This is a genomic window from Vibrio sp. D173a (assembly GCF_030248475.1).
Genome location: NZ_JAHGAH010000041.1, coordinates 1 through 18117, shown reverse-complemented (window position 1 = coordinate 18117; position 18117 = coordinate 1). Strand labels below are relative to the sequence as shown.

Genomic DNA, 18117 nt, shown 5'->3' with positions numbered 1-18117 from the left:
GAACGGCATTAGAGCGATATGCTCCCTTTTTATGTGATGCTAATACAAGCGCTTATGCGTCTTCACCACGAGGGCGTTCATTACATAGCTTGATTGCTCGCTCTAAAAGCTCAAGTGCTGTCTTATCGCTTTCAGGTAGCGCTGCGTCACTTTCAGCAATAGGCGTTACGCGGTCACCCCATTTCAGTACCGCTGCACCCCATGTCAAACCAGCACCGAACGCTGCTAATAGCATGTTGTCGCCTGGCTTAACACGGCCTTGTTCTAGCGCTTCACACAGTGCAATTGGCACAGTCGCTGCTGATGTGTTGCCGTAGTTTTGGATGTTCACAAACGCTTTTTCTTGTGGAATACCAGAAAGGTCACACAGCGTTTGGATAATACGGATGTTTGCTTGGTGCGGGATTACCACGTCGATTTGACCTGTGGTTAGTTCAGAAGCTTTCAGAACCGTTTTCGCAGCCAGACCCATGCCTTTAACTGCGCGTTTGAAGATCTCTTGTCCGACAAAGTTGAAGTCCCAGTAACCGTTATCTTCAGCAAAGCGATCCATACATGTACCAAACTTAGGCACGGAAAGAATGTCACGACCTTTCGCGTCACAACCAATTTGCGATTGCAGTAGACCGGTTTCTTGTTCTGTACGAGTCAGGACAACTGCCCCTGCACCATCGCCGAACAGTACAGCAGTATCGCGCATTGCCCAGTCAATGTAGAAAGACAGACGCTCAGCACCAATAATGATCGCGTTACGGTAGTTACCTGATTGAATCAAACGTGTGCCAGTTTCTAGGCCATACACAAAGCCAGTACATGCTGCGTTTAAATCGAATGCGGCAGCAGAACGGATACCAAGGTTCTGTTGTACTTTAGACGCAATGTTTGGGATAAGTGAATCAGGAGAGCAAGTCGCAACAATGATTAGGTCGATGTCACTCGCTTCTACACCTGCACGGGCCATCGCATGTTGCGCAGCGACCGTTGCCATATCCGACGTGTTTACGTGGCTAATGCGACGGTTTTCGATACCAGTACGGGTGCGAATCCATTCATCTGAAGTTTCAAGGAAAGTGCTAAGGTCATCGTTAGAGAGCGTAGCTGGTGGAAGACATTTTCCCCAACCGGTAATTTCAGCGTAGTAATTTGTCATCGCAGACCTATTTATTGTTGTATTTTAATGAAATTTCTTAGAACCTGTTCGGGTCCAAATACGGACTTGCCGTCTTATATTTCGGCAGGCTAAAAAATAAGTATACAAATTATGAGGCTGACTGGTAAGTCATGTTTTCATGAAGTTGTCATAAAGGAAGAAGTCATGTCATCGTTTAAAACTCGTTGTCCGTCTTGTGGCGGTTTAAATCGTGTTCCTAATGAGCGAGTTGCAGAAGCTGCTAGCTGTGGTAAATGCAAGAACGCTCTATTTGATGGTTCACCAGTAGAAGGCACTATCGATAACTTTTCGGCGCTGCTAGAGAGCAACACGCCGGTTGTGGTCGATTTCTGGGCACCGTGGTGTAACCCTTGTGTTGGTTTTGCTCCTGTTTTTGAGGATGTCGCGCAAGAACAGACCGGAAACGCACGTTTTGTCAAGATTGATACCGAAGCGCAACAACAGTTGGCAGCGCAATTTGGTATTCGTAGTATCCCAACCATTATGGTTTTTAAGAACGGCCAACGCGTCGACATGATCAACGGCGCCCTACCAAAAACTCAATTTGATCAGTGGTTAAATCAAGCACTTAGCAAATAAATCTCTTCGCCAGCCTTATTCTTAGGCTGGCGTTTTTATTCAGCTTTTCTTCATAGAATTTCGATAAATTTCTTTTGTCGAAACGACACAAATATATCATTTTACTTGCCTATTAATTAGCCTCATATTCGCGCCGAACAAACCCTGATTTTCACTTAACTTATAGGCGCAAAACATTGGAAAACACAGCCATTCCTTCAGTATCACCACGAGTCACAGTTCCTGTCGTAGCACTGTCTCTTTATGCAGTGGCATCAGGCTATTTGATGAGCTTGATCCCTCTTATGCTTGGTGAATACAACATCTCTGCTGATTACGCGAGTTGGTTGGCGAGTGTGTTTTATGGTGGCCTATTAGTTGGTGCTATTTTCTTTGAGCGTATTGTTCGTAGTGTTGGACACCGTAAAGCGTTTGTTGGCTGTTTGGCGACCTTCTCACTGACGATCGTTGCCCTTCCACTTATTCCAAATGGCATGGTATGGCTCGCTGCACGTTTCATCGCAGGTATGGCGGTTGCTGGCGTATTTGTGATTGTGGAATCATGGTTGATGTCCGGCGATGAGTCTTCTCGCGCAAAACGCTTAAGCCTTTACATGCTATCTCTATACGGTGGCTCTGCTCTTGGTCAGTTTGGTATTGGTATCCTAGGTGTAAGCGGCGGCGTTCCTTTTGTTGCGATCACCACTCTTATCCTAATGGCAATTCTGGTTTTGCTTTTTATTGATTGCGAACAGCCAAACAGCCATGAATCAACAGCACTATCGTTTAAGCAAATTTCTAAGCTAAGCCACGCAGCCATCATTGGTTGTATTGTTTCTGGTTTAACTTTGGGTGCAATCTACGGCCTGATGCCAGTAGAGCTTGCAAACCGTAAGATTAGCCACCAAGACATCGGTACGTTAATGGCGCTTGTGATCCTTGGCGGTATGCTGGTTCAACCTATGGTTACCACGTTAAACAAATACATGGCTCGTACTGTGTTGATGGCGTTTTTCTGTATCCTTGGTATTTTTTCTATCGGCCTGACTTTTGTATCTTCATCAGCGGTAGTACTTGCAGCGGCACTGTTCCTATTGGGCATGGCGACATTTGCACTATACCCAATCGCAATTAACCTGGGTTGTGAAGGATTAGACGAGCGTTTCATCGTATCCGCAGCGCAAGTTATGTTGTTCAGTTACAGCGTCGGTTCAGTGGCTGGCCCAGTGGTTGCTGATAAATTCATGGGTCAAATGCACGGACTGTTGGGTTACTTGTTCGCCGCACTGCTTGCGACTTGTATCTACATGCTAATCGCGGCAACTAAGTCAAAACACCAAATGGCTGCTGGGCTGTAATATCGGCAAAACAAAATACGAAAACGAGGGACTATCACCCTCGTTTTTGGTTTTCCATCCGCTTATGGCGATTCGAAGCATTAGCTACAGGCTTTTCCGGAACATCACGTTTCTCGTGCACTAAATGCCGTATTGCTAGAATTGGGTGTTTAAGCAGCATTCTAGGCCCCGAGTAACGCATTACTAAACGCATTTGCTCTTTAGGCTCGGGCTTGTAGCAATGAATTGGGCATTGGTTGCAAGCCGGCTTGGCTTCTCCGTAAGGACAACGATCTAGCCGCACTTCCGCATACTCTAACAATTCGCGACATTCTGAGCATAACTCGCCTCTCGTGCCATGGTGATCTTTACAATAGACCTCTACCATCGCCTTGACGGTTTTAAATTCTGTGGCGAGTTTGCCTAATAAAATGTCGCTCATTCTTTTCCTCAAGCTAACGCGCCGTTGATTGCTGCATCTTAATCGAAGCTTATCTGGTTACAACTTCATGGTGTACAGTTGCAGAGTCCGACCATTATCGTAAGTCTGCTCGACGCGTTCAAACTGAAAACCCAATTTTTCTAGCAAACTTATACTACGAATATTGTCATTATTGGTGATGGCGACCAAGTTTTCTATTTTCATTTCGTCACGAGCGAAATCCACAACGACTCGAGCAGCTTCTGCAGCGTAGCCTTTACCATAAGCACTCGGTAAGTAACCGTAGCCAATATCAAACGCGGTTAATGTGTCACGCTTGACCAAACCACAAATACCGATGGGTTGTTGTTCGAGCTTGGTTTCTACCACCAGTAAGCTGACTCCTTTAAGCTCTTGCATGCGTAGCATGTTGTCTTCGATATAACGCTCAGCTTCTTCTAGGGTTCGAATTTGTTTGTCACCAACGAAGCGATAAAAATCCGGTTGGTTATAGAGTTCTAAAATAAACGGCGCATCTTCTACACTGACAAGACGCAGTGTGAGGCGCTCAGTAATAAGTGTTTTCATAGGGAATCCATTAGGGTTGTAACTTGACGGAAAAATCACTATCCTGCTCCGCTAAATTAAAGGACCAACACCATGAACCGCAAGAAGAAAATCAACTCGATCTTAAAAGCGAAGTTGAAAAAACAAAATGCAAAGCTTCATAAGAGCAACAAGCCTCGCTACATCTCAAAAGCAGAACGCGCGAAGATGGAAGCCGAAGAGCAAGCAAATGAGCAAACTTCACAAGTAGCTGAAGAGACTCAGGCAACAGATGAAGCATAAAAGAAAAGCCGCATAACGCGGCTTTTCTTTTACTTGTACTTGTCTTCGTACTTAAAAATTAGACTTTAAAGTATCTCAGTTGATCATGAAGAATCTCTGAGGTTGCCGCTAAGTGCTGGCTTTCCTCTGCTAGCATCTGCGACGCTTCTTTCACTTCATTTGCCGCTAGGTGAATGGTCGTGACATTTTGTGTCATCTCGTTCGCCACTAAGCCTTGCTGCTCTGACGCTGCGGCAATCTGAGCCACCATATCATTCGAACGGATCAACTCCTCAACCATGGTTTCCAATTGCGTTTGCGTAGATTGTGATATGCCGACACTCAGCTCCACTTTTGCATTGCTGCGCTCCATCGCTTTGACGGTACGCTCCGTACGCTCAATCAGTGAATCGATGGTCTGTTGAACTTCGTCGGTCGATTGTTGTGTGCGACTCGCAAGGTTTCGTACCTCATCGGCAACAACGGCAAATCCACGGCCCTGCTCACCTGCCCGTGCTGCTTCAATCGCTGCATTTAAAGCAAGCAAGTTTGTTTGCTCAGAAACTTCTCGAATCACACTCACAACCGCTCGGATTTCATTCACACCCGCTTGAAGCTCTGCGACCATCTGGTCCGCAGCAGCGATGTCTTGAGAGACTTCAGCAATGGTTTGAGAGGTTTGCTGCATGTATTTCCCGCTTTGCTCGGCATGATTGGTTACAAGTGCCGTGCTGTGCGCTGTATTCTCTGCATTGTTGGCGACATCTGAAATAGTGGTACTCATTTCCGTCATTGCTGTTGAAAGTTGCTCTAATTGTGCATGCTGACTGTTTACACTGGTCGCTGCCTCTTCACTTGCTTGTGCAATGCTTTGTGCCATATTGGCAGACTGCTGGGCAGATTCATGGGCCGCGAGTAAAGTCCCTTGTAGCTTTTCTAGCATACGGTCAATCTCGTTACTCATCTCACCCAGCTCATCTTTACGAGATGCATTTAGGCGCACAGTGAGATCACCATCGGCAATTTTGTGGGTGTTGCCGATCAGTCTTTGAAGAGGATCGATGATGTTACTTGAAATGATGTAACCGAGAACCGCTAGCGCACCAATTAATACCGTAGCGATGATTGCCTCTTTGACCGCTTCTTTGTAAAAGGCTTCTTGAATATCGGCAACAAGGATGCCTGAACCAACGATCCATTGCCACTCAGGGTAGATTTGTACGTAGGAGACCTTATCTTTTAATTTCCCTTCTGGGCTTTTCCAGTGGTAATCCAAAAAGCCTGAACGCGTGGTTTTGGCTATCTGAGCCATTTCACGCCAGTGGAACTTACCTGCACCATCTTTAAAGTTGCTCGCATCTGCACCGTTGAGGTCAGGTTTAGTCGGATGAAGCAAGACTTTGAGTTCAGGCGTCAGTACCCAGAAGTAGTTGTTGCTGTCATAGCGCAATGTTTGGATCGCGTTCAGCGCTTGTTGTTTTGCATCCTCAATCCCCAACTCACTTCGCTGCTGGTAGTAATGGTCAATCAAGCTAATGGCAACTTCAACTTGTGCACTGAGTTTGCTCTCTCGTTCGCTTAACGAGTTTTTACGTTGTTCATTTAAGTTGTATACGCAAGCCGCAATCAGAAGGAATGCAGAGAAAATAACAAGCGCAAGCAGCTTGTTTCTAACGGACAGGTTACTAAGTTTCATAATTAAGCCATTTTTATTGTGTTTTCCAACTGGAAAGCAAAATCTACAAAACAACCAGATACTTATCCTGATGCATATCAATTTTTCTAATATTTGTTATCGCGAAGTATCTTACCTGCTTACGTGCTCACATTATTATGCGTTGCGGTTATTATGAAAGCAGCCAATATAGCTAAGCCCATCACTTATTACGTTTTTATTCACCTGTTGCTCATTGCTTAAATTACAACCTGTTAACGTCGGTTATTACACCATTTTGGACGCAATTAACTTAACCACCCGCGGATAAAAACATTCGATCAACACTGCGACAAACGCCGCGTAACACTTGTGCTTCGTAGCGTGAGTTATTCCCAATTATTGGACATTGCTGTTTCTTATAAAATGGAATGTGAACAAGGCTAAGTATTTTTTCCTTCAATACCGAAACAATAGAAGTCCCTGTTTCTAATAAGGAAATTAAACATGTTGTATCTTGAGTTTCTATTTTTGCTCGTGATGCTGTATATCGGCTCACGGTATGGCGGCATTGGTCTTGGTGTCGTTTCTGGTATTGGTCTGGTGATTGAGGTTTTCATCTTCAAGATGCCTCCAACGTCTCCGCCAGTGACCGTAATGCTGATCATCCTCGCGGTGGTCACTTGTGCCTCCATTCTTGAAGCCGCAGGTGGCTTAAAATACATGTTGCAGGTGGCAGAACGCGTACTACGTAAGAACCCCAAGCGCGTCACTCTTATTGCACCGTTCGTAACTTACTTTATGACCTTCCTACTTGGCACTGGTCACGCGGTTTACTCCATCATGCCAATCATTGGCGACGTTGCGCTGAAAAACGGCATTCGCCCTGAGCGTCCGATGGCTGCGGCATCGGTTGCCTCTCAAATCGCCATTACAGCATCACCGATTTCAGCGGCAGTGGTTTACTACCTAGCGCAGCTTTCTGACATTCAACACGAAATTACCTTGCTTTCGATTCTTCTTGTCACAGTGCCTGCGACCTTGCTCGGTACATTACTGATGTCTCTTTACAGCTTGAAACGCGGCAAAGAACTTGAAGACGATGAAGAGTATCAAGAGCGCCTAAAAGATCCGGTTTGGCGCGACAAGATCTTAAACACAACGGCAACCTCTTTGGATGAAGTACTGCCGTCTAGTGCTCGTAACTCTGTTCTGCTGTTCATCCTATCGATTCTTGTGATTGTCGTTATCGCGATGTGGCCAGAGGTCCGTACCATCGCTGAAGGTTCCAAGCCAATCAGTATGGCGGTTGTGATTCAAATGATGATGCTCTGCTTCGGCGGTATCATTTTACTAGCGACTAAGACTGATCCTCGAGACGTACCAAATGGCGTGGTGTTCAAGTCAGGTATGGTTGCAGCGATTGCGATCTTCGGTATTGCATGGATGTCAGATACCTACTTCCAATACGCAATGCCTCAGTTTAAGTCAGGCATCGTAGAGATGGTTACCAACTACCCTTGGACATTCGCACTAGCACTATTCATTGTGTCTGTTGTGGTGAACTCTCAAGCAGCGACAGCTCGCATGATGTTACCGGTCGGTTTAGGTCTAGGTTTAGAGCCAGCACTGCTTATCGGTTTGATGCCAGCGGTTTACGGTTACTTCTTTATTCCAAACTACCCTTCAGATATCGCGACTGTGAACTTCGATACCTCAGGTACGACTAAGATTGGTAAGTGGTACTTCAACCACTCATTCATGTCTGTGGGTTTAATCGGCGTGATTGGTGCGTGTTGTTTGGGTTACTTGCTAGGGCAAATGATCATTCCGTCATAACCTATTCATTAGACAGAATATGGGGCGAGTCATTGTACGTTTGCGTACAGCCTGAAGTGACTCGCCCTTTCTTCTTTCTCGAAGCTATACCGTGAGGAGAGATTAAAGAAGAAAGTCCTCATCGACAGCAACAAAATGGTCCGCGCAATCAATCAAGGTTTGGGAAGTTAACTTTGGTACCCCATACACAGTGACTTTCTTGTTGAAGCGTTGCTGAATGCGTTCCACCAACAGACTGAAATCACCGTCGCCAGACACCAAAATCACTTCATCCACTTCAGGGGCAATTTCAATCGCATCTAGCGTGATACCCACATCCCAGTCACCTTTAGCACTGCCGTCACGGCGTTGAATGTAAGGCTTGAGCATCACCTCAAAGCCAACACCACGCAAAATATGGTGGAACTGGCGCTGCTTAGGATCGTTACTCGCAATTGCATAAGCTCGTGCACTCACCACTTCTTTCCCTTGTGTCGCGACATACCAAAACTGGTTGTAATCAAAATTGCTGCGGTACGCTTCGCGACAGGTGTAATAGACGTTTTGTACGTCGACTAAGATTGCGATCTTTTGTTTGCTTTCAGAATTCATCTATTTAATACGCTTTATTTGTTTGTCGCATACCCTATGCCACTTTGCACCAAAGCACAATGAGCTAATTCCACTAAACTTACCGTATAACTTGGTATTCGCGTTACTAGGAGTGAAGCCATGAGTAAGACAATCATTGCCCTGTTGCTTTCATGCCTCATATCGAGCCCGGTATTTGGCTATCCAGCGCATGCCCAATACTGGCCGCATCGTAGCGTGTTGTATTTTGCGCCTGCTAATGACGACCACGTTAAACAGTTTTTGCTTGAGGCCCTCATGAATGAATGTGAATTGGAAGATCGCGACGTGATCACTTTAGTGATTGCTGAGGACGGTTTTACTGAACCTTCGTGGCTAAAAGAGGAGTTCGACTTAAAAATGCTGGCTGCTCTCTACGAAGTCAAAGCAGGTCAACACACTGCGATTCTTTTGGGTAAAGATGGCGAAGAGAAACACCGCTGGGGAGCGAAGACCGATTGGCAATTCATCAACAACCTTATCGATGAGATGCCAATGCGGAAAAGAGAGATGCAACAGAAACGCAATCCTTGCGCGATTTAGTATTAAACGGAAAGGCCGTTGTTATCGTCCAAACCATTCCAGTTTGTTGTGCAGCTGTGTCACACTACCCACCACAATCAGTGCAGGACTCACTGCTCGCTCTGCCATGCTAGAAAGTTCGTTCAACTTACCTTGGAACACGCGCTGCTCCGGGCGCGTACCGTTTTCAATAATGGCGCATGACATCTCAGGGTCTAATCCATGCGTGATCAGCTTATCCATAATGTGTCCGCTTTGCTTCAAACCCATGTAGAACACAAGCGTGTTGTTGGATTGCGCCAGTGAATGCCACTCAATCTCACGACCATCTTTTTGTACGTGACCAGTGATGAATTGAACGCTTTGCGCATGGTCGCGGTGTGTTAATGGAATACCAGCATAAGCCGTTGCACCCGCTGCCGCTGTGATACCTGGAACTACTTCGTATTTGATGCCAAATTCCGCTAGTTCTTCTAGCTCTTCACCACCACGACCAAAGATAAATGAGTCACCGCCCTTCAGACGTACAACACGCTTACCTTCTTGTGCTTTCTCCACTAAGATTTGGTTGATTTGATCTTGAGGCACACAGTGAAAGTCCAATTTTTTGCCTACGTAGATCATCTCTGCTGATGCATGAGCCAATTCAAGAATGTCTTTCGACACCAAACGGTCGTACACAACAACTTCAGCCGCTTGAATGGCTTTTAAGCCTTTTACTGTGAGCAAATCAGGATCACCAGGACCTGCACCGACAAGAGAAACAAAGCCGCTGTTTAAAGATGAGTGAGCAGTAGTCATATCAACGCCTATCGAAAAATTTAGATATAAAGAGAGACTCTTGGCAAAGAAGCGCTTTTTATAGCCAAATAGCTTGTTCGTAGATGGGAACGAGATTCCCTACTCTGTCGTTCCTCCATCTAGGGAATGACAGGCTTATCGCTTTGCTTGTCATCGCATTAGATGAGCAGTCTTTGTTGAATTGCTCCTTTTAAGTCATTCCTGAGAGTGACGAAGGAGCGCAGTCGGGAATCTCTCAGTTCAAGTCTAAAGAGACTCCCGACTCGTTCATTACCTAATATTGGTAATAAACCTCGATTACTTAGCCATTGCAGGTTGTGCTTTTACTTCTTCTTCAGCATTGATAGAAGGCGCAGTTTTTGCGTGAGTTAGGTACAGTGGAATACAAGTCATTACTAGACCACCAACAATGTTACCTAGGATGGTTGGGATAAGGTTGAAGTTCAACCAAGTCGCGATACCAAAATCCGCACCTAGAATCATACCTAGTGGGAATAGGAACATGTTTACCACTGTGTGCTCAAATACTAGTGCGAAGAAGATGAAAATTGGGAACCACATCATTGCTACGCGACCAGACACTGAACGTGCAGTCATGTTGCCGATAACGCCTAGACACACCATTAAGTTACAGAAGATGCCGCGTACGAAACACGTGATCCATCCGTCCATACCCATGTTTTCAAAACCAAGGCTACGTGCGGTAGAAACAGCGATGAATTTCTTCGCTACTGCGTTCAGTTCTAGAGAGAAGTTACCTGTTAGAGAGATAGCCACTAGGTAAGTAACGATTAGAGAACCGATAAGGTTACCCAAGCCCACAAGACCCCAACAACGGAAGATACGACCCCAAGTGATACCAGGACGGTTTGCAAACTTAGCCAGAGGCGCTAGACCAAAAACACCGGTTACTAGGTCGTAACCCATCACACTTAGAATCACGAAACCAACTGGGAAGACAAGCGCACCTACGATGCCAATACCGGTTTGAACCATAGTGGTAATAGCAACGACAACCGCTAGCGATAGGATGATACCCGCCATAGTACCGCGAAGTAGCAAATCGCGAGTGCTAGTGTTGGTTTTCGCTTCACCCACGTTGATCATGGTTTGAACGAATTCTGCAGGCTTATAATCAGTAGACATGAATGTGTCCTTATTCAAAAGTGAAAGTTAAAATTAAAGATTGAATAGAGAAAGGCTTGCCGCTGAGTAACACCTAGCTTCCCTGTCCCCGCAGATGAACCACGGAAAGCCTTTGCCTATTAAATCTAGATTTCGGTTCATTCCCTCCCCCTTAGAGGAGGGAATGGAAACCAAGCTTATGCAGAAATTTCTACTTCGCCGTTGGTTACGCGCGTTTTGTACGCTTTCACGCTAAAACGCTCGTCTTCCATGCACGCACCTGTTGTCAGGTTAAAACGTTGCTTCTTAAGTGGACTAGCCACCCAAAGCTCGCCTTGGTGCTCACAAATCAAACCGCGAGAAAGCACGTTTGATTGGAAGAACGGGTCTGTGTTGCTGATCGCCAGCACTTCTTCTGCTTGTGTTGGGCGGAATACCGCAACTTGCTGACCATCAACCAGTGCACAAACACCCGTGCCCGGTACGATGTCGCTGATTTGGCAAATCTTTTCAAATGACATAATCAACCTTCCCTTATGCTTCAGTGATCGCTACGTGTAGGATGTCGCCTTTCGCTTCAGGATGTTTTTCCGTGAAGGTTGCTGGGCGGTGCTGTTCACGCTCTTGTACAAACACAACGTTGTCATCGCGCTTGTCAGAGTTGATAAAGTGAGCAAAACGAGTCAGTTGTGATTCGTCGTTGATAGTCGCAGTCCACTCACATTCGTACTCGTCTACAAGCTTCGCTACGTCAGCTTCTAGTTGCGCGTTGATGCCAAGTTTGTCGTTAACAATCACTTCGCGTAGGTAGTCAACGCCACCTTCCATGTTTTCCATCCAAACCGAAGTACGTTGTAGTGGCGCAGCAGTACGGATGTAGAACATCATGAAGCGGTCGATGTACTTGATTAGCGTTTCTTTATCTAGATCGCTTGCTAGTAGGTCTGCGTGACGAGGTTTCATACCACCGTTACCACATACGTACATATTCCAGCCTGCGTCAGTTGCGATGATGCCTAGGTCTTTACCTTGTGCTTCCGCACACTCACGAGTACAGCCAGAAACACCGAACTTCATCTTATGAGGTGTACGAATGCCTTTGTAACGGTTCTCGATATAAGAACCTAGACCAACAGAGTCTTGAACACCGTAACGACACCAAGTAGAGCCCACACATGTCTTCGCCATACGAAGTGCTTTTGCGTACGCTTGACCTGTTTCGAAACCAGCATCGATAAGCTTGCGCCAGATCTCTGGAAGATCGTCTTTTTGAGCACCAAACAGACCAATACGTTGAGCACCGGTGACTTTGGTGTACAGGTTGTATTCAGCAGCAACGTTCGCTAACGCACCCAGTGCTTGAGGTGTTACTTCACCACCCGCCATACGTGGAATAACAGAGTAAGTACCGTCTTTTTGGATGTTACCTAGGAAGTTATCGTTCGTGTCGTGCAGCTTAACCAGCTGCGGCTTAAGAATGTGCTCACCCCAGCAAGAAGCCAAGATAGAACCAGCCAGTGGTTTACAAACCTCACAGCCGTAACCTTTACCGTATTTCTCTAGAAGCTCATCAAACGTTTTGATCTCTTCAATGCGGATTAGGTGGAACAACTCTTGGCGTGAGTATGCAAAGTGCTCACACACGTCGTTCTTCACTTCGATGCCAGATTTAGCAAGCTCAGCATTTAGAACAGAGGTCACGAGAGGAATACAACCACCGCAGCCTGTACCTGCGCCAGTCACTGCTTTGATGTCACCCAATGTGTGGTGACCATCAGCAACCGCTTGAGCGATCTTGCCTTTTGTCACGTCGAAACATGAACAGATCACTGCGCTTTCTGGTAGAGCGTCTGCACCTAGTGCTGGTTTCTCTGCGCCTGCGTGTGCAGGAAGGATCAACGCATCTGGGTGTTCTGGTAGGTCGATTTCGTTCAACATAAGTTGAAGCAGATCGCCGTAGTCAGACGTATCGCCAACCATAACCGCGCCAAGCAGTTTCTTGTTGTCTTCAGAAACGATAAGACGTTTGTAAACTTCTTGCTCTTCGTTTTGGTAAACGTAACTCTTACAGCCTTCAGTACGGCCGTTTGCGTCACCGATAGAGCCTACTTTCACGCCCAACAGCTTCAGCTTCGCAGACATGTCAGCGCCTTCGAATTTGCTTTCTGTGTTACCTAGTAGGTGATCAACAGCAACTGTCGCCATCTTGTAGCCTGGAGCAACAAGGCCGTAGAACATTTCGTTCCAAGACGCACATTCACCAATCGCGTAGATGTTCTCATCAGAAGTCTGACAATAGTCGTTGATAGCAACACCGCCACGAGGTGCCACTTCTAGCTCCATTTGGCGTGCTAGTTTGTCTTGTGGACGAATACCTGCAGAGAATACGATGAAGTCTGTTTCTAGCTCTGAACCGTCAGCAAAACGCATAACATTGCGTGCGTTTGTGCCTTCTGCCGCAATCTCAAGCGTATTTTTGCTGGTATGAACGTTCACGCCCATACGCTCGATCTTTTGACGAAGTTGGTTACCACCAGCAAGGTCAAGTTGCTCAGCCATTAGCTTTGGTGCGAACTCAACAACGTGCGTTTCTACTCCCAGAGCTTTCAATGCGCCTGCTGCTTCAAGACCTAGCAGACCACCACCGACAACAACGCCTGATTTGCTCTTCTTCGCACACGCTTCGATCGCTTTAAGATCTTCGATAGTACGGTAAACAAAACAGTCTTTGCTTTCGTGACCTTTGATAGGTGGAACAAATGGGAATGAGCCAGTAGCAAGAATCAGCTTGTCGTATTGAACTTCGCGACCAGTGCTTGAGTAAACAATGCGGTTTTCACGGTTGATGTTAATCGCGCGTTCGCCGATCAGCATGTTAATACCGTGTTTCTCGTAGAAGCCTTCTTTCACTAAAGAAAGTTCATCTGCAGTATGGTGAGAAAAGTAAGAGGAAAGGTGCACACGGTCGTATGCGACACGAGGTTCTTCACAGAAAACCGTAATGTCCATATTAGACATATCAGCTTTCTCGACTAAGTCTTCAATGTAACGGTGGCCTACCATGCCGTTACCGATGACTACTAGCTTCAACTTGCTCATTGTACTTCCTAAGGGTTAGGTTCTTATCACTGAGCGCATTGTTAAATGTGAAAGAAAATTAATACATGATGTAAATCAATTACAGAATCAAACTACCCTAAAGGGGTAGGAGTAGTTTTTAACCAGTATTTAAACCTTTGCTTTCGTAATTCAAACAAAATTTCTGTAACCCAACTAATATCAACCCAATATAAATGTCATATTTCTTCATAACAAAGAAAAAGCAAACGACTAAACGCTTGCTTTTTAATCAAATTCAAGTGGGTTTCATAGGTTTGTGTTAAATAATTCCGCGGGATGTCCCTACTCTACGACCTTCTTCCATTTCCCATTGAATGCCATATTTGTCTATCCAGTAGAAAAACGAGATCGGGAATCCGTCCAATTTTTCTGGGTGATAGTTATCTGAGTCATCAATCATGGTTACGCCCTCTTGCTCTTTCAAGTATCGGAACACCTCACTACAGTTTGAGACTTCGAGGGCAATATGGCGTGGGCCACCTATATCGTAGGTTTTTGGTTGAGGTGGTATTTCGGTTGTCCCAACTGGCGTGTGATATTTCATCAATTCAAGATAGACTGATGCGTAAGGATGCTTTACAAATAACACATCAACAACGACATCTTGCCCACCTAACCCTGCATCTTGGTTAAACTCGGCCATACTCACACTCCGGTAATCCATCTTTTGACTTTGAGCATCGACTGCACGCTCAAATCCAAGCACGCGCTGATAGTAATCCGCTGCCAAATCAACATCATCAACAATGACATTGATGTGAGGTAACCTTTAATGTTATCCAATGCGCTCGCATCTAACACAGCCCAGATGTACCCACCATTGATATTTCTTAAAGGCAAGCAGACATGTAATACAGAAAGAGTTGAATCATAATAAAAATCTGATTGCTGCAAAGCACTTTTATTCCAAGGAAGTTCTGTCTCCCGGTTTAACGTTTGACTGGCCGAGAGTGACGCTAAATCCACATTGGTTTTGTTTATTAGGTATTGAAGTTTATTGCGTTTGATCTCCTTCGTATCTGGCGTCATCGACAACATTTTCACCAGATTGGCCTTCTGGTTTTTTAAGACCTTAACTTCTTGATCGCTGACATCAATTCGCCACACTTGGTTCGATTCAGACAAATAGCGCACTGCCACATTTTGAGTTTTGTAATCTGAAACACCTGATATCTCGATAAACAGAAGATCATCGATCGCTCTAAGGTTTTCTTTCGTCGATGGCATCATCAGGTTGGCGTAGTTGCGAACAGCTATCGAGCCAGACAAAAACGTTACTTGAGAAGACAAATGGGTTTTCGCCATGGTCGCGGCATGCTCAATACGCATGTTCCATTCACTTTGGAAACGCGTAAATGATAAACCTAAGATAATGGAAAGAACCAACACCAGATGCGAAACAAACAGCATCTGGTTAATCGTCAACCAGCCGAAAACTCGATTACTCACAATCAACTACTGTTTGTCTTTATAAACACCTAGAACGGGCTCAGCACATGTACCATTGATACAAATGTCCTGATATGTCGTGTGGCAGCTCTGACAAAATGAGGGCTCTAAAGAAGGATGAGTATGGCTAATATCTTTGCCTTGACGATCATAACTACCATAGATGGCCATGCCGCCGATATGCTCAGTCACCCAAACGATCCCATCAACTTCTGAAATAGCCACTGCCGTTGGACCGTCAGTATATGGGCCGTGAGTTTTGTATTGTTCGATTTTCTGAGGGTTTACGCGTATCGTGAGTGGTGATCCTTGACCATTATTGATCCAGCTATACGCTCGAACGGATTCTTGAATAAACAATGAGGTGTCAGGCGGCAGAACAGTGTCTGCAGGTAGGTTTTGTGACTCTTTAACCACTGGCCAATCTTGCCACCCTTCTGGGTAACTCGCCATTGAGGCTGCGAAAGCAGTGAGCGACGCAGCACTTAACGTTAAGGCTACGAATGGCCTGCTTAAATGAGATAACACGTGTACTTCTCCCTAATACAAAATGGGCTCATCCTGAGCCAAAAACTAACAATGTCATATATTAACAATAAGTTATATATGATGTTATCAATTAGCTTTTGGTAATGCACTCAGTTTATAATTAACAACGTTCTGTTAATACAGTTGAATCGGTGTTTTGGGAACTAAAGAGAATGGCGAAAAGTGTAAAATGAGGGTTCTGTCGAAATTACTTACGAAAATAACGATCAAGTGTAACGATTTTGTGGGTTCTAAGAAGTTAGTTTTGTTGGGAATTTCCAATGGTCAGAGGTCTGAACTAAGGCTTTGGATTCAATTTACGGGGGAAAAGAAAGATAATGGAGGCGCCTCCCGGAATCGAACCGAGGTCCACGGATTTGCAATCCGCTGCATAGCCACTCTGCCAAGGCGCCATAGTGTTTCAATAAAGAAACTCTGAAATGTATCGTCTGGGTTGCCCCTTTCGATGGCCGCTACTTTACGGAATTATCAGTGAGTGTCAAAGGAAAACACCTAAGCCTGAGTCGTTCGATATAAAAAGCAGCAACTTGTCGGTTTATCATTCAACACTTAGAGCGATGGTACCCTTTAAATGTCGATGTTGAATGGAGGCGCCTCCCGGAGTCGAACCGAGGTCCACGGATTTGCAATCCGCTGCATAGCCACTCTGCCAAGGCGCCTTACCGATTTTTTGTTCTCGATGAGGTAAGTCGTTCTTACTTCAATAAGTAGATGGTGCCCCGGGCCGGAATTGATGGTCCGACACTCGGCCGGTCAACTCGACGGCGGGATATTAAATCCACGCACTCAATTTGCGGATGGTGCCCCGGGCCGGACTTGAACCGGCACAACGCGAACGTCGAGGGATTTTAAATCCCTTGTGTCTACCAATTCCACCACCAGGGCAACGCAATCAATGCGATGGTAACACCACCTGCTCTAACGACCTTCGCCGTGAGAACGAGGCGTACTTTAACGGATTAAGATTCTAGGTCAACAACAAATTTTATCTTTTTTATTCATGCGGTTAAAAAGCAGACTTGCATGCACAATCTGCGATCATTTTGAGCAATTCATATACATATCAAATGGCTTACCTACTATTCACTGTGGTGCCTACACAAACAAAAACACTTCAAAATCCTCATATATTGAATGAATACTGACGCAATAATCTGCTTTCATTGACTCTTGATAAAAATGCTTCGTGATCTGTGTCCATTTCTCTTCGTCATTTATTTTTCATATTTCACGTCTAGAGTTTATGTTGACTAAAAAACAGAACGACAACGTGAAGCCTCTAAAACGATACCAATACGAACGCTACGCCGTACTCTGCAATCTCGCCTACCCCAGAGTCTTTAAACAGACCCGCTATGGGTTTGATCCTAATGGACAGCGGATCATTAAAAACGAGTTTGGCAAAACCATGATCCGTGTTTTATGGAGTAAAAAGCGCACAGAAGTCGTTGTTGTCATTAAGGGGTCGCACAGCATTAGCGATTGGCTTTTGAACTTTGCCATGTGGACTCGTAGCTGCAAGCGCCTTGGGCTTAACTATCGCATCCATGCAGGTTTCTACCATTTGCTATTTCAAGAAAGCCAACCTTCTCGAAATGAAGATCGTCTTGGTTTGAGCGTGATTGAGCGACTAGAAGCCACCGTCGTACCACTGATTCTACAAGGCAAACGAATCACAATTACTGGGCATTCATCGGGCGGCGCAATTGGCAGCGTGTTTGCCGACTATATCGAACGCAAGTACCCGAAAAGCATTAAACGAGTAGTCACATTTGGGCAGCCAGCAATTGGCGATTGGACATTTAGAAAACGGTATGGGTTAGGCCATAAAACCTATCGTATTTGTTGTGATATCGACATTGTCACCTTTATGCCTCCGGTACCTTTTCTCTACTGGCATGTGGGTAAAATGCTTTGGCTTTATAACGGAAGAATTTATGAGAATACGCCCACATTGATGCGTCTGGGACGCTCTTTGGTGAGTTGGCTGATCCGCCCTTTCTCCTACCACCTAATGAGTAAATACATTCGTAACAAAGACTTCTTTGATGAGCGGTAGTCAATCGCTTCACTTAGTTTGGAAAAAGAAGCAGATACAAAAAGAGCCAGTATTAAACTTAACTCCGATCAGTTA

General features: G+C 45.3%; 16 protein-coding genes, 3 tRNA genes and 1 pseudogene. 6 read left to right on the top strand and 14 right to left on the bottom strand.

The annotated features are described in order from the left end of the window. Nucleotides 1-52 precede the first annotated feature (52 nt). Nucleotides 53-1150 carry a ketoacyl-ACP synthase III gene (locus tag KIV40_RS05515; RefSeq protein WP_285348181.1) on the bottom strand — a complete coding sequence of 366 codons (1098 nt, stop codon included), beginning with the start codon at nucleotides 1148-1150 and terminating at the stop codon, nucleotides 53-55. Nucleotides 1151-1315: 165 nt separating this feature from the next. On the opposite strand from KIV40_RS05515, the gene trxC reads away from it, so the two are divergent. Both trxC and KIV40_RS05505 read left to right on the top strand, forming a co-directional pair. Beyond that, nucleotides 1316-1750 carry a thioredoxin TrxC gene (trxC, locus tag KIV40_RS05510; RefSeq protein ID WP_005427146.1) on the top strand — a complete coding sequence of 145 codons (435 nt, stop codon included), beginning with the start codon at nucleotides 1316-1318 and terminating at the stop codon, nucleotides 1748-1750. 176 nt (nucleotides 1751-1926) lie between these two features. Beyond that, nucleotides 1927-3087: an MFS transporter gene (locus KIV40_RS05505; RefSeq protein ID WP_021018241.1), complete on the top strand. Its 1161-nt coding sequence runs from the start codon at nucleotides 1927-1929 to the stop codon at nucleotides 3085-3087. A gap of 34 nt (nucleotides 3088-3121) precedes the next feature. Here KIV40_RS05505 and KIV40_RS05500 read toward each other — a convergent pair whose 3' ends face one another. Beyond that, a complete protein-coding gene (locus KIV40_RS05500) occupies nucleotides 3122-3508 on the bottom strand; it encodes a nitrous oxide-stimulated promoter family protein (protein WP_285348180.1) in 387 nt (128 codons plus the stop codon). 57 nt (nucleotides 3509-3565) lie between these two features. Then, nucleotides 3566-4075, bottom strand: coding sequence for a GNAT family N-acetyltransferase (locus KIV40_RS05495; RefSeq protein ID WP_012129299.1), 510 nt, complete (start codon nucleotides 4073-4075; stop codon nucleotides 3566-3568). Between the two features lie 72 nt (nucleotides 4076-4147). Here KIV40_RS05495 and KIV40_RS05490 point away from each other — a divergent pair, with 72 nt between their 5' ends. Continuing rightward, on the top strand, nucleotides 4148-4336 hold the full coding sequence (locus KIV40_RS05490) for a DUF2986 domain-containing protein (protein WP_005427046.1): 189 nt from the start codon (nucleotides 4148-4150) through the stop codon (nucleotides 4334-4336). A gap of 58 nt (nucleotides 4337-4394) precedes the next feature. Here the strand turns inward: KIV40_RS05490 and KIV40_RS05485 are convergent, their stop codons facing one another. Beyond that, nucleotides 4395-6011, bottom strand: a complete 1617-nt coding sequence (locus KIV40_RS05485; protein ID WP_285348179.1) for a methyl-accepting chemotaxis protein — start codon at nucleotides 6009-6011, stop codon at nucleotides 4395-4397. Between the two features lie 465 nt (nucleotides 6012-6476). Between KIV40_RS05485 and KIV40_RS05480 the strand changes: the two genes are divergently transcribed. Beyond that, nucleotides 6477-7808: an anaerobic C4-dicarboxylate transporter gene (locus KIV40_RS05480; RefSeq protein ID WP_285348178.1), complete on the top strand. Its 1332-nt coding sequence runs from the start codon at nucleotides 6477-6479 to the stop codon at nucleotides 7806-7808. A 102-nt stretch (nucleotides 7809-7910) separates the two neighbouring features. Here KIV40_RS05480 and KIV40_RS05475 read toward each other — a convergent pair whose 3' ends face one another. Beyond that, nucleotides 7911-8399 (bottom strand): NYN domain-containing protein, encoded by a 489-nt coding sequence (locus KIV40_RS05475; RefSeq protein ID WP_005532134.1) that lies wholly within the window; start codon nucleotides 8397-8399, stop codon nucleotides 7911-7913. 120 nt (nucleotides 8400-8519) lie between these two features. On the opposite strand from KIV40_RS05475, the gene KIV40_RS05470 reads away from it, so the two are divergent. After that, nucleotides 8520-8960: a DUF4174 domain-containing protein gene (locus KIV40_RS05470; RefSeq protein WP_005427007.1), complete on the top strand. Its 441-nt coding sequence runs from the start codon at nucleotides 8520-8522 to the stop codon at nucleotides 8958-8960. A gap of 21 nt (nucleotides 8961-8981) precedes the next feature. Here the strand turns inward: KIV40_RS05470 and cobA are convergent, their stop codons facing one another. From cobA to KIV40_RS05420, 9 genes and pseudogenes are all read right to left on the bottom strand, one after another. Beyond that, nucleotides 8982-9740 (bottom strand): uroporphyrinogen-III C-methyltransferase, encoded by a 759-nt coding sequence (gene cobA / locus KIV40_RS05465; protein WP_134977072.1) that lies wholly within the window; start codon nucleotides 9738-9740, stop codon nucleotides 8982-8984. Nucleotides 9741-10037: 297 nt separating this feature from the next. Next, nucleotides 10038-10886: a formate/nitrite transporter family protein gene (locus KIV40_RS05460; RefSeq protein WP_285348177.1), complete on the bottom strand. Its 849-nt coding sequence runs from the start codon at nucleotides 10884-10886 to the stop codon at nucleotides 10038-10040. A gap of 176 nt (nucleotides 10887-11062) precedes the next feature. Then, on the bottom strand, nucleotides 11063-11386 hold the full coding sequence (nirD, locus tag KIV40_RS05455; RefSeq protein ID WP_005387969.1) for a nitrite reductase small subunit NirD: 324 nt from the start codon (nucleotides 11384-11386) through the stop codon (nucleotides 11063-11065). A 13-nt stretch (nucleotides 11387-11399) separates the two neighbouring features. After that, nucleotides 11400-13964 (bottom strand): nitrite reductase large subunit NirB, encoded by a 2565-nt coding sequence (gene nirB / locus KIV40_RS05450; RefSeq protein ID WP_285348176.1) that lies wholly within the window; start codon nucleotides 13962-13964, stop codon nucleotides 11400-11402. 280 nt (nucleotides 13965-14244) lie between these two features. Then, nucleotides 14245-14751, bottom strand: a pseudogene (locus tag KIV40_RS05445) (VOC family protein); the annotation flags it as partial. Nucleotides 14752-15440: 689 nt separating this feature from the next. Then, nucleotides 15441-15887, bottom strand: a complete 447-nt coding sequence (locus KIV40_RS05435; protein ID WP_217706805.1) for a hypothetical protein — start codon at nucleotides 15885-15887, stop codon at nucleotides 15441-15443. Between the two features lie 414 nt (nucleotides 15888-16301). Further along, a tRNA-Cys gene (locus KIV40_RS05430) sits at nucleotides 16302-16375 on the bottom strand. A 193-nt stretch (nucleotides 16376-16568) separates the two neighbouring features. Next, nucleotides 16569-16642 (bottom strand) — tRNA-Cys (locus tag KIV40_RS05425). A 139-nt stretch (nucleotides 16643-16781) separates the two neighbouring features. Continuing rightward, a tRNA-Leu gene (locus tag KIV40_RS05420) sits at nucleotides 16782-16868 on the bottom strand. Nucleotides 16869-17253: 385 nt separating this feature from the next. On the opposite strand from KIV40_RS05420, the gene KIV40_RS05415 reads away from it, so the two are divergent. Beyond that, on the top strand, nucleotides 17254-18042 hold the full coding sequence (locus KIV40_RS05415) for a lipase (protein ID WP_105066485.1): 789 nt from the start codon (nucleotides 17254-17256) through the stop codon (nucleotides 18040-18042). Nucleotides 18043-18117 lie beyond the last annotated feature (75 nt).

What these genes read in the sequence shown, in the direction of transcription:
- trxC (WP_005427146.1), top strand. Translation starts at nt 1,316, where the DNA reads ATGTCATCGTTTAAAACTCGTTGTCCGTCTTGTGGCGGTTTAAATCGT.
- KIV40_RS05490 (WP_005427046.1), top strand. Translation starts at nt 4,148, where the DNA reads ATGAACCGCAAGAAGAAAATCAACTCGATCTTAAAAGCGAAGTTGAAA.
- KIV40_RS05515 (WP_285348181.1), bottom strand. Translation starts at nt 1,150, where the DNA reads ATGACAAATTACTACGCTGAAATTACCGGTTGGGGAAAATGTCTTCCA.
- nirB (WP_285348176.1), bottom strand. Translation starts at nt 13,964, where the DNA reads ATGAGCAAGTTGAAGCTAGTAGTCATCGGTAACGGCATGGTAGGCCAC.
- KIV40_RS05435 (WP_217706805.1), bottom strand. Translation starts at nt 15,887, where the DNA reads ATGGCGAGTTACCCAGAAGGGTGGCAAGATTGGCCAGTGGTTAAAGAG.
- KIV40_RS05500 (WP_285348180.1), bottom strand. Translation starts at nt 3,508, where the DNA reads ATGAGCGACATTTTATTAGGCAAACTCGCCACAGAATTTAAAACCGTC.
- KIV40_RS05475 (WP_005532134.1), bottom strand. Translation starts at nt 8,399, where the DNA reads ATGAATTCTGAAAGCAAACAAAAGATCGCAATCTTAGTCGACGTACAA.
- nirD (WP_005387969.1), bottom strand. Translation starts at nt 11,386, where the DNA reads ATGTCATTTGAAAAGATTTGCCAAATCAGCGACATCGTACCGGGCACG.
- KIV40_RS05480 (WP_285348178.1), top strand. Translation starts at nt 6,477, where the DNA reads ATGTTGTATCTTGAGTTTCTATTTTTGCTCGTGATGCTGTATATCGGC.
- KIV40_RS05485 (WP_285348179.1), bottom strand. Translation starts at nt 6,011, where the DNA reads ATGAAACTTAGTAACCTGTCCGTTAGAAACAAGCTGCTTGCGCTTGTT.
- KIV40_RS05495 (WP_012129299.1), bottom strand. Translation starts at nt 4,075, where the DNA reads ATGAAAACACTTATTACTGAGCGCCTCACACTGCGTCTTGTCAGTGTA.
- KIV40_RS05470 (WP_005427007.1), top strand. Translation starts at nt 8,520, where the DNA reads ATGAGTAAGACAATCATTGCCCTGTTGCTTTCATGCCTCATATCGAGC.
- cobA (WP_134977072.1), bottom strand. Translation starts at nt 9,740, where the DNA reads ATGACTACTGCTCACTCATCTTTAAACAGCGGCTTTGTTTCTCTTGTC.
- KIV40_RS05460 (WP_285348177.1), bottom strand. Translation starts at nt 10,886, where the DNA reads ATGTCTACTGATTATAAGCCTGCAGAATTCGTTCAAACCATGATCAAC.